The sequence below is a fragment of the Conexibacter sp. CPCC 205762 genome (assembly GCF_030646155.1).
In the GTDB taxonomy this organism is placed as follows: domain Bacteria; phylum Actinomycetota; class Thermoleophilia; order Solirubrobacterales; family Solirubrobacteraceae; genus Conexibacter.
This window is the reverse complement of sequence record NZ_JAUTDN010000088.1, coordinates 1-3,905: the sequence shown is the minus strand read 5'-3', so window position 1 is coordinate 3,905 and position 3,905 is coordinate 1. Positions and strand designations below refer to the sequence as shown.

Annotated in this window: 3 protein-coding genes; all 3 read right to left on the bottom strand. The window is 76.6% G+C overall.

Annotation, left to right across the window (positions count from 1 at the left end; translation table 11 throughout):
* Nucleotides 1-2,363, bottom strand: a 2,363-nt coding sequence (locus Q7L73_RS28460) for a choice-of-anchor M domain-containing protein (RefSeq protein ID WP_304715787.1), incomplete at its 3' end; no start/stop codon positions are given.
* Between the two features lie 6 nt (nucleotides 2,364-2,369).
* Nucleotides 2,370-2,987 (bottom strand): hypothetical protein, encoded by a 618-nt coding sequence (locus Q7L73_RS28455; protein ID WP_304691525.1) that lies wholly within the window; start codon nucleotides 2,985-2,987, stop codon nucleotides 2,370-2,372.
* A gap of 90 nt (nucleotides 2,988-3,077) precedes the next feature.
* Entirely contained in the window at nucleotides 3,078-3,710 is a 633-nt protein-coding gene (locus Q7L73_RS28450) for a choice-of-anchor M domain-containing protein (protein ID WP_304691524.1), read from the bottom strand.
* Between the last annotated feature and the right edge of the window lie 195 nt (nucleotides 3,711-3,905).

Genomic DNA, 3,905 nt, shown 5'->3' with positions numbered 1-3,905 from the left:
GCCTCCCCTGGCGGCGTCAGCGGCGGCGGCTCCTGCGCGGGCGGCGCGGTCGCCTGTCCGCCGCGGCCGCACGGCACGACCGCGGCCGGATCGCCGTCGCCGACGAGGAAGGTGACGACCTGCCGCGTCGCGACCGGCGCGCCGCCCGCGCGCGTGCCGCTCAGCCCGAACGTGACGCAGTAGACGCCCGGCGCGCCGAAGCTCCACGTGCCTCTGTCGCGCCGCCCCGGCCACAGCGCGACGCCGTCGCCCGCGCGCGCCAGCAGCGGCGCGCCGCCGTGGCGCGCGCCCCACTCGTCCGCCAGCGAGAACGTCCCCGGCCCGGCGACCGACTCCAGCGTCCAGGCGAGGTCGCCGTCGAGGCCGCTCGTCTTCGTCGTGTCCCAGCCGAGCACGTAGCCGTTTCTCGGCACGTCCTCGTCCAGCTCCCACGCGACCGTGCCGTCGGCGCGCGTCGTGCGCGTCGAGGGGCCGATCCGCAGGACGGCGTCGTCGAGGCTGCGCAGCGTGCCCGGCCCGCTCGTGCTGCCGTCGTGCAGCAGCAGCTCCAGCCGCTCGCCGTCGAGCCGCGGCACGAGGTCGTGGAAGTGCTTCGCGACGCCGCTTTCGGAGTCGGCGACCGCGACCGGCCCGCCGTGCGGGGCCACGAGCGGTTCCCACGGCGCCGCGCCCGGCGCGACCGCGGCCTGCGCGCAGGTGTCGATCCGGTAGGGGTCGATCGCGTCGCCGACGACGACCGTCAGCAGTTGCGCGTCGCCGACCGGCGCGCCCGCGAGCGTGCGGTTGGCGGCGCCGAAGGCGAGGCAGTAGACGCCCGGCGCGGTGAAGCTCCAGCTCGCGTGCCAGTGGTTGGCGCCGGCGAGCATGCGGACGGCGTCGGGCAGACCGGCGCGGCTGCTGAAGAACGGCTTGCTGCCGTCCCCGGCACCCCACAGCACGACCTCGCCGGGCGCGGCGCCGCCGTCGATCCCGGCGACCGCGTCGAGCCGCAGCGCGGTGTAGCGCTGGTAGCGGTCGGCGTCGAGCGACTCGGAGCTGACGCCGAGCCACGGCACGCCGTCGAGCTGCGACAGCGGGATCGTCCAGGCGTCGCTGCCGGGCGCGCCGAGCAGCTCGAAGCCGGGCGGCACGGTCGCGCGCGCCCGCTCCGGCACGACGACGATCGTCTCCCCCAGCGGCTGCCAGCGGGCGCCGGCGCCGTCGACCTTGACGCCCAGCTCGAGCCCGTCGCCGGCGCGCGAGCGGACCGCGAGGTCGGCGTGGACGCGTTCGCCGCCGGCCGTCTCCAGCACGTAGGCGCCCGGCGCGTGGACGCGCACGCGGCGCAGCGTCGCGGAGGCGGAGCCGTGGCTGGCGCTGTCGGCCGGCGTGAAGACGGCGCGGAGCGTGTGGACGCCGCGCGACAGCGCGCTCGTCGTCAGCGTCGCGGCGCCGTCGGCGACCGCGACCGGCGCGCCGAGCGGCTGCTCGCCGGCGCCGCTGCCGTCGTCGTCGTAGAACTGGACGGTGCCGGGCACGGCCGGGCCGATCGCGGCGGTGAAGGCGATCTCGTCGCCGGCCTGCGCGATGCCCGCTCTGGCCGAGCTGGAGAGCTGCAGCGAGACCTCGCCGCCGGGGTCCGGGCAGGCCGGCGCGAGCTGCGGGTCGAAGGCGCCGCCGCCGACCGCCAGCGCCAGCGGCTGGCGGTCGTAGACCTGGCGGCCGTTGGTCAGCGTCGCGCGCACCTCGAGGTCGACGCAGTGGTAGCCGGGTTGCGTGAAGCCCCACGTCTGTGCGAGGCGGGTTCTGCTTCTGCTGCCGCTGTTCGCGCTCCAGAAGCGGTAGGCGGCGGGCGCGGCGAGCCCGTCGCTGTCGAGGTTGAGCGCGACCGCGGTCGGGTCCTCGGCGGGCGCGGGGCGGCCGATCCCGTAGACGGCGACGCGGCCGCCGGGCGGCGGCGTGACGGAGCGGATCGTGCCGACGGCGGCGGCGCTGGAGAGCTGGCCGACGAGCAGCTCGCGCGTCCAGCCGAAGCGGACCGTGCCGCGCGTCGCGCCGTCGTCGGGCAGCGTGTTGTCGGCGGTCTGCCAAAAGGTGGTGCCGGTCGCGCCCAAGAGCGTCAGGCCGAGGCCCTCGGCCCACGCGGGAACGGTCGTCTGCGCGCCGGCGCGCGCGTCGAGGACGACGTCGGCGAGCGCGGTCCACTGCTCGCCGGAGCCGTCGTGGCGGCCGTGGATCAGGCCCAGCTCCAGCTCGCCGTCGGCGTCGAGGCGCGGGGCGAGCCAGGCGGTCTCGTCGGCGACGGCGCGCTGCGCGCTCGCGCTCCCGGCGGGGAGCGCGAGCGCCAGCAGCACCAGCGCCGCGGTCGTCGCGGTGCGGTGCATCGAGGCTCAGACGACGCTGAACGTCAGCGTGCCGGTGAACGTCGTCGGGATCCCGCCGACGGTCGCCGACGCGGTCAGCGGCAGTCTGTAGGTGCCGGTCGCGCTGAAGCCCCAGCGCAGGTCCTCGTGGCCGCTGACGAGCAGCCCGAGGTTTCTGTTCGCGCCGGTCGCGCTGTCGATGCGGGTTCTGGTCGTGACGGTGCCGTCGCTCTCGACGCGGCGGTAGCCGGCGACGCGCGCGCCGCTGGGGACCGTCGCTCTGCCGGCCGTGAAGGTCACGGCCGGCGCCTCGCAGTCGCCCTCCGCCTCGACCGCGAAGCCGACGCGATAGCTGCCGCCGTCGCCGATCGTCTTCAGCGGCAGCGCCGCCGCGCCGAAGACCGACTGCTCCCAGATCGAGTTGCTGGTGCCGCTGACCTGGAAGACCGAGCTCGCGAGCGGCGCCTCGGTCGCGGTCTCGTGGTTGTGGACGTGCAGGCCCGCGTCGCCGAACGCCTCCGCGTCGCAGTCGTACTCCAGCCCGACGTCCCAGTGGTCGCCCGTGATCGTCGCCGCGTGCGCGCTGCCGGCGAGGCCGAGCGTCGCCGCTGCCGCGAGCGCCAGCACGCTGTGCTTCTTCCCCATGCGTGTCCCTCCGTGGTGGTCCGATGTGATGACGCCGACCAAGCTAAATGAGATCGAGTCTCATCTCCTAGTTGATGAGAACGCTCCCACCTAGCCGACGGAGAAGGTCAGCGTCGAGCTGTCGCTGAGCGTCCCGCCGGACGGCGAGCGGCCGGAGAGCGTGTACGCGAGCCGGTAGCTGCCGCGGGCGGTGAAGGCCCAGTTGCCGTGCGCGTGCGTGCCGAGCGCGATCGCGCGCGCCTGCGGCATGCGGCGGCCGCTGTCGAACAGCACGTCGGCCGCCCCGAACGTGCCGGTCTGGAAGACGACCAGCCGCCCCGGGCCGCTGACGCCGCGGACCGTCCAGCGGATCGGCCCGCGCAGCTGGCGGCCGGAGATCTCCTCGGTGCTCCAGCCGGCCCAGACGATCCCGCTGCGCTGCACCTGCGGGATCAGCCACGCGGGGCCGCCGCGGCGGCCGAGCACGCTGCCGCCGGGGATCGTCGTGCGCGCCTGCGGCACGACGCGGATCGTCACCGACGCCGGGTCGCGCCAGACGGTGCGGCCGGCGGTCGAGTCCTTCAGCGTCGCGACCAGGCGGCCGCCGGCGATCCGCGCGGCGACGGCGTCGACGTGGCCGCTGGAGAGGACGGTCCGGGCCGGCGCGGCCGGCGCGGCGACGGCGCCGGCCGCGACCGAGACCGCGACCGTTCCGCCCGCGAGGACGGCGAGCTGCTTGAGCATGAGATTCCCTTTCGTTGGAGGTCAGCGGACGCGCACGCGCAGCGAGCGCGCGACGACGCGGCCGCCCGCCTGCGCGCTGAGGCGGACGCGGTAGCGGCCCGGCGCGAGCGAGCGCGTCAACCGCAGCCGCACGCTGCGCGCGCCGGCCTGCACGCCGCGCGCCTCGCCGCGCGCGACGACGCGGCCCGCGCGCCC